This window comes from Actinomadura logoneensis, from assembly GCF_003428695.1.
GTDB lineage: Bacteria > Actinomycetota > Actinomycetes > Streptosporangiales > Streptosporangiaceae > Spirillospora > Spirillospora logoneensis.
This window is the reverse complement of record NZ_QURH01000883.1, coordinates 1-6,228: the sequence shown is the minus strand read 5'-3', so window position 1 is coordinate 6,228 and position 6,228 is coordinate 1. Positions and strand designations below refer to the sequence as shown.

Below are 6,228 nucleotides of genomic sequence, written 5' to 3'. Positions count from 1 at the left end.
CGGTTCGCCGCCCCACAGGGCGTCGGCCTCCCGCAGCAGGCGGCGCGCCTCGGCGTGGTCGCCGCGCTCGGCGGCGGTGCGCCCGTCCCGGACGAGCCGTTCGAACACCACCGCGTCCACCGACTCGGGCGGGACGCGCAGCGCGTACCCGCCGTCCGCCGAGACCAGCAGGCGCGGCCGGGCCCGGTCCTCCTCCAGCGCGCCGCGCAGCCGCGACACGTACGTGCGGATCGTGCCGACGGCGCGGACGGGCGGCTCGCGCTCCCAGAGCGCGGCGACCAGCTCGTCCACGCCCGCCGTCCGGCCGCCGCGCAGCAGCAGCGCGGCGAGCAGCGCGCCCTGCTGCGGCGGTCCGGTGCGGATCCGGGTCGCGCCGCGCCGGACCGTCAGCGTGCCGAGCAGCGTGCAGCGCAGTGAGGTGGGGGTCACCCCGGCAGCCTCTCGCATCCGGCCGCCGCGCGCTCGCCCCGGCCCCGCCCCCGGACACCGCGCCGTACCGACCTGCGATGTGGTCCCTGTGGTCCGGTTCGGTCCCGCGCGTCGCAGCATCCCCTGAATTCACCACATCTCATTACAAATTGGTGGAGTCTTCACGCTTGGTTCTGTTTGGGACGGACCCGCGCCCCTACGCTCCCGTCCCATGCGCCGAAAAGCAGCAGCACTCGCGACCGCGGCCGTCGCCGCCGCCGGGCTCGCCGGGTACTCCGGCCCCGCCCGCGCCGAGACCCCGGCGGCCGCCTGTGAGACGCCCGCCGACCACCGGATCGCCCAGGTCCAGGGCTCCGCGGCCGCCTCTCCCCTCGCCGGGCAGACCGTCCGCGTGGAGGGTGTCGTCACCGGCGACTTCCGCCGGACCGACCAGCTCAAGGGGTTCTACATCCAGGACCCGGCCCCCGACGCCGACCCGGCGACCTCCGAGGGCCTGTTCGTCTACTCCACCCAGGACGTCAAGGCGGGCGACCACGTCCTGGTCACCGGCAAGGTGACCGAGTACAGCGGGCTGACCGAGCTGTCGCCCGCGTCCGCCGTGGACGTCTGCGGCACCGGTCCGGCCGTCCGGCCGACCGATGTCCGGCTCCCGCTCCCCGACGGGGTGACGATGGAGCGGTACGAGGGCATGCTCGTCCGCTTCCCGCAGCGCCTCACCGCCACCGAGGTGTACGACCTCGGCCGCTACGGCGAGGTGTCGCTCTCGTCCGCCGGACGCCTGTTCAACCCCACCGAGGGCCGCGGCCGGACGCAGGAGTGGAACGACGCCCACCGCGTCCTGCTCGACGACGGCTCGAACGTGCAGAACCCGCCCGTCCCGCCGTACACCCGGCCGAGGGTGCTGCGCGTCGGCGACTCCACGACCGGACTCACCGCGATCATGTCGCAGGGGTTCGGCAGCTACCGGCTGGAGCCGGCGAAGCTGCCGAAGTTCGCCCGGACCAACCCGCGCCACGCGAAACCCGCCCCGGTCGGCGGTGACGTGCGCGTCGCCGGCTTCAACACCCAGAACTGGTTCACCACGCTGAACAAGCGCGGTGCGACCAGCGTCGAGGAGCGCGACCGGCAGCTCGCCAAGCTGGTCGCCGCGATCAAGGGCCTGAACCCGGACGTCGCGGGCCTGATGGAGGTCGAGAACAACGACGCCGCGGGCGCCGACTCGGCCATCCAGACCCTGGTCGACAAGCTGAACGCCGAGGTCGGCGCGGGCACCTACGCGTGGATCCGGCACCCGAACCCCGGCACCGACGAGATCCACGTCGCGGCGATCTACAAGCCCGCCAGGGTCCGGCCGGAGGGCGCGCCGCGCTCGTCCGACGCGCCGGTGTTCGAGCGTCCGCCGCTCGTGCAGACCTTCTCCCGCGCCGACGGCAAGGGCGCGCGCTTCACGCTCATCGCCAACCACTTCAAGTCCAAGGGCTGCACCGGCGCGACCGGCGCGGACAAGGACCAGGGCGACGGGCAGGGCTGCTTCAACCCGCGCCGCGTCGCGCAGGCGAAGGCCGTCGCGGAGCTGGCCGCCGGGGAGACCAACCCGGTCGTGCTCGGCGACCTGAACGCCTACACCGCCGAGGACCCGGTCAAGGCGCTGGTCGGCGGCGGGCTCGTCGGCCAGACCGAGCGGTTCGTCAAGCCGGCGCAGCGCTACAGCTACGTCTTCCAGGGCCAGTCCGGCGAGCTGGACCACGTCCTGACCGGAAAGGCGCTGTCCAAGCGGGTCACCGGCGCGGCCATCTGGCACATCAACGCGGACGAGCCGCTCGCCGAGGGCTACGCCACCAAGTACAACCCGCCGTACCTGTACCACCCGGACGCGTACCGCTCGTCCGACCACGACCCGGTCGTGATCGGCCTCCGCCTCCGCTGACCCCCGTCACCGGGAAGTACCGAGAGCCGACTGCGGGGAATCCTCACCCGGACAGCTCGGAGGGCCGTCGGAAAGGACCCGGGAACGGGCACCTTGCCGGCGGCCCTCTTCTCTTCAGGGCACGAACCGCGCTCTGAGCGGAGGGCCCAGCCGGGGCTGCTCGGCTCAACGTCCTGCCGTCGTCTGGAGCCGCTCGAACTCGGCGAGGGCCGACAGCCCCACCAGGGTGGAGTGATAGTGCCGGAGGCGGTGGGACATCTGCCCCGCCTCGGGCGACTGCGCGGGGACGTAGCCGAATGTCTCAGCTGCGACCGAAAGAGCGGCGGTGGCCTCGTCGACGAAGACGCAAGGGGGAAACCCCGCCATCAAGAGGCCCATGACCGCTTCGGCGGCCGGATCCAGATCCCGGGCTCGCAGCCGGGCCGCCCCGCCGGTCCGCAGGCGTTGACGAACCGATGCGGCCTGGACGGCATTCCAGCCGGGCTTCCGACGTCCCATCCTGGTGGCGTAGAAGACCAAATGGCTGAGGTCGTAGAGTTCGCGGCGGCCCATGACCCGTGACGTCGCGCCTCCGCACGCGACCTTGGCGAACTCGGCCGAAATGGTCGCGCGACAGGCGTGGAGTCCGGCCACATCGCGGGCGAAGGCCAACTCCAGGTCGGTGCCCGATCGATGGTCGCTATTGCCCGACTCGAGTGCCCGGTCCACCAGGTCGTGCGTCCGGAAACGCGTTGCCGTGCAGATCTCCAGAGCCGGGAACGCGATCAGCAGAGCGCGGACGCCGGGCGAGCGGGCACTGAATTCCGCCACGATCGGTTCCTCTACCGCACGCAGGCCGTCCGCGAGAATGCACGCCATTTTCTTCGCCCAGGCGCCATAGCACTCGTCCCCCGCAACACTCCGGCGGCTCATGCCGAGAAGAATCAGCGACATCTCACTGAGCCGCAGCATGTGCTCGACAGGGTGCGCGGACGCGCCGACGCGCGGCAGGAAAAGGTCGATGTTCTCTTCGAGCCATCGACGAAGAACCGCCCCGGCTTCCCCCCGCGCTCCCACCGAGCGGCCTTCGCGGGCGATCACGTGCTCCCCCCGCACCTCCCGGCGACGAGGCGCCCACCGCCCGCCGGCGTGCCGCGGACGGTGGGAACCGTCGCCGCTCAGGTCTCGTAGACGGTGACCTGGCAGGACGACGACTTGGGAGGGTTGACCGTCATGCTGCCCCGGCTGAAGGTGATCATGACGGGACCGCCGCTCTCACCGTCGTCCGCCGTGAGGTAGCAGTAGAAATCGTCCTTGCAGGTGTAGGTCTTCCCCTCGCAGGTGAACTTGATCCACCAGTAGTCGACCCCGGTCCTGATGAACCCGGTCCAGAACGTGGCGCTGAGCCCGGTGAGGACGTCGCCGTCCTTTGCCTCGGTCCACTCCTTGTCATCGTAGTGGTCCCTGTCGTAACGATGCTGGACGTGGAGATTGGTGACCTCCGCGCCCGTGTTCACGGTGACCTTCACTGGCAGAGTCCACTTGGCCATCGGTTCCCCTTTCTCGAGCGTCTGCTTCTCTATGCCATGTTGCGCCGGTCAATTCATGGAAACAATCGGCGCCCACGTCAGGGCAGCCTTTCGTTCCAGCGCGCATGGACTTGCCGCAGAATCGAAGTGAGGACAAAGAGGGAGAACCAGGCCCTTCTCCGTCAGAACCCGGGCTCATCAGGGTCACTGACTTGATACTGAAACATTCCTTATCTGAAACGACGATTCCCGGAGCGAATTCGATGCGCTCCGGGAATCAGTGCCGACGGCGTGGAGGGGACCGTCCGCCTGTCAGGCGGTGGCGGCGGTGAAGGCGTCGGCGAGGATGTCGAGGCCCTCGTTCAGCAGGTGGTCGGGGATGACCAGCGGCGGCAGGAAGCGCAGCACGTTGCCGTAGGTCCCGGCGGTCAGGACGAGCAGTCCGGCCTGGTGGCAGCGGCGGGCGACCTCGGCGGTGAGCTGCGGGTCCGGCTCCTTGGTGCCGGGCTTGACCAGCTCGATCGCGACCATCGCGCCGCGCCCCCGGACGTCCCCGATCGCCTCGTGCGCGGCGGCCAGCTCGCGCAGCCTCGGCAGCATCGTGTCCCCGATGGCGCGGGCGCGCTCGACCAGCCCGCGCGCCTCGATCTCCTCCAGGACGGCCAGCGCCGCCTCGCAGGCGAGCGGGTTGCCGCCGTAGGTGCCGCCGAGGCCGCCGCCGTGGACCTTGTCCATGATGTCGGCGCGTCCGGTGACGGCGGCGAGCGGCAGGCCGCCCGCGATGCCCTTCGCGGTGGTGATGAGGTCCGGGACGATGCCCTCGTGCTCGCACGCGAACAGGTCGCCGGTGCGCGCGAAGCCCGTCTGCACCTCGTCCGCCACGAACAGGATGCCGTTGGCCTCGGCGAACTCGGCGATGCGCGGCAGGAAGCCCGGCGCGGGCTCGATGAAGCCGCCCTCGCCCGCGATCGGCTCGATCACCACGGCGGCCACGTTCTCCGGGCCGATCTGCTTGGTGATCTGGTCGATCGCCTGCCGCGCCGCCTCCTCGCCGCAGTTCTCCGGCCCGGACGGCCAGCGGAACGGGTAGGCCAGCGGCATCCGGTAGACCTCGGGCGCGTACGGGCCGAACCCGTGCTTGTACGGCATGTTCTTGGCGGTCAGCGTCATCGTCAGCAGCGTCCGGCCGTGGTAGCCGTGGTCGAACACCACGACGGCCTGCCGCCCGGTCGCGTACCGGGCGATCTTGACGGCGTTCTCCACCGCCTCCGCGCCGCTGTTGACCAGGATCGTCCGCTTCTCGTGGTCGCCCGGCGTGAGCGCGTTCAGCGCCTCGCAGACCTGCACGTACGACTCGTACGGCGCGACCATGAAACACGTGTGGGTGAACCGCTCGACCTGGGCCTTCACCCGCTCGGCCACGCGCGCGTTGGCGTTGCCGACGTTGGTGACGGCGATGCCGGAGCCGAAGTCGATCAGCGAGTTGCCGTCTGCGTCCACCACGACGCCGCCGCCCGCGTCCGTCACGTACACCGGCAGCACGCTGCCGACGCCGGGCGGGACGGCCGCCCGGCGGCGCTCCTGCAACTCCCGGGAGCGGGGGCCGGGGATCTCCGTGACGATGCGCCGTTCCTGCGCGATTTCGCTGGTCATGCGGCCGACGGTAGACCGGCCGGGCCGTAGGCTGAACTCGCCGCGGCGGCGAATCGCCGCCGCCCCTCTCGCCCTGGCGGAAGGACCCGGACGTGCCGACCCGGCCCGTCCCGACGGAAAGGACCCGGACGTGCCGCCCCGCCTCGCCGCCGTCGCCGCGCTCCCCCGGCTCGGCCTGCGCCCGCTGACGCCCGTCCCGGCGGACGCCCCGGTCGCCTGGGTCGCCGTCAGCGAGCTGGAGGACCCGGCCGCCTACCTGGAGGGCGGCGAGCTGCTGCTCACCACCGGCATGCGGCTGACCCCGGACAACGCCGCCGAGTACGTCGCGCGGCTGGTGCGCCGGGGCGTCGCCGGGGTCGGCTTCGGCGTCGGGGTCGTGCACGACGCGGTCCCTCCCGCCCTGGTCGCCGCCGCGCGCACGCACGGACTGGCGCTGCTGGAGGTCCCGCGCGCGACGCCGTTCATCGCCGTCGGCAAGGCCGTCTCCCGGATGCTCGCCGCCGAGTGGTACGAGGACGTCACCCGCGCGTTCCAGGCCCAGCGCGCCCTGTCCCGCGCCGCGCTCGAAGGGCCCGCCGCCGTGATCGTCCGGCTCGCCCGCGAGCTGGGCGGATGGGCGCTGCTGCTGGACGCCGCGGGGGCCGTCCGGCACGCCGAACCCGCGTCCGCCGCGTCCCGGGCCGCCGCCCTGCTCCCGGACCTGGCGCGGCT

At 71.9% G+C, this 6,228-nt stretch carries 6 protein-coding genes; 2 read left to right on the top strand and 4 right to left on the bottom strand.

Annotated elements, in window-relative coordinates; translation table 11 throughout:
* Positions 1-429 (bottom strand): AfsR/SARP family transcriptional regulator (locus DZF91_RS29810; RefSeq protein WP_199486978.1); only part of this gene is annotated, 429 nt, incomplete at its 3' end.
* 211 nt (positions 430-640) lie between these two features.
* Here DZF91_RS29810 and DZF91_RS29805 point away from each other — a divergent pair.
* Positions 641-2,356 (top strand): ExeM/NucH family extracellular endonuclease, encoded by a 1,716-nt coding sequence (locus DZF91_RS29805; protein WP_117360429.1) that lies wholly within the window; start codon positions 641-643, stop codon positions 2,354-2,356.
* Between the two features lie 165 nt (positions 2,357-2,521).
* Here DZF91_RS29805 and DZF91_RS29800 read toward each other — a convergent pair whose 3' ends face one another.
* From DZF91_RS29800 to gabT, 3 genes are all read right to left on the bottom strand, one after another.
* Complete coding sequence (locus tag DZF91_RS29800; RefSeq protein WP_147341448.1) at positions 2,522-3,436, bottom strand: DUF6895 family protein; 915 nt, start codon at positions 3,434-3,436, stop codon at positions 2,522-2,524.
* 77 nt (positions 3,437-3,513) lie between these two features.
* A complete protein-coding gene (locus tag DZF91_RS29795; RefSeq protein ID WP_147341447.1) occupies positions 3,514-3,885 on the bottom strand; it encodes a hypothetical protein in 372 nt (123 codons plus the stop codon).
* Between the two features lie 291 nt (positions 3,886-4,176).
* A complete protein-coding gene (gene gabT / locus DZF91_RS29790; protein ID WP_117360426.1) occupies positions 4,177-5,517 on the bottom strand; it encodes a 4-aminobutyrate--2-oxoglutarate transaminase in 1,341 nt (446 codons plus the stop codon).
* A gap of 130 nt (positions 5,518-5,647) precedes the next feature.
* Between gabT and DZF91_RS29785 the strand changes: the two genes are divergently transcribed.
* Positions 5,648-6,228 (top strand): PucR family transcriptional regulator ligand-binding domain-containing protein (locus DZF91_RS29785; protein WP_199486977.1); only part of this gene is annotated, 581 nt, incomplete at its 3' end.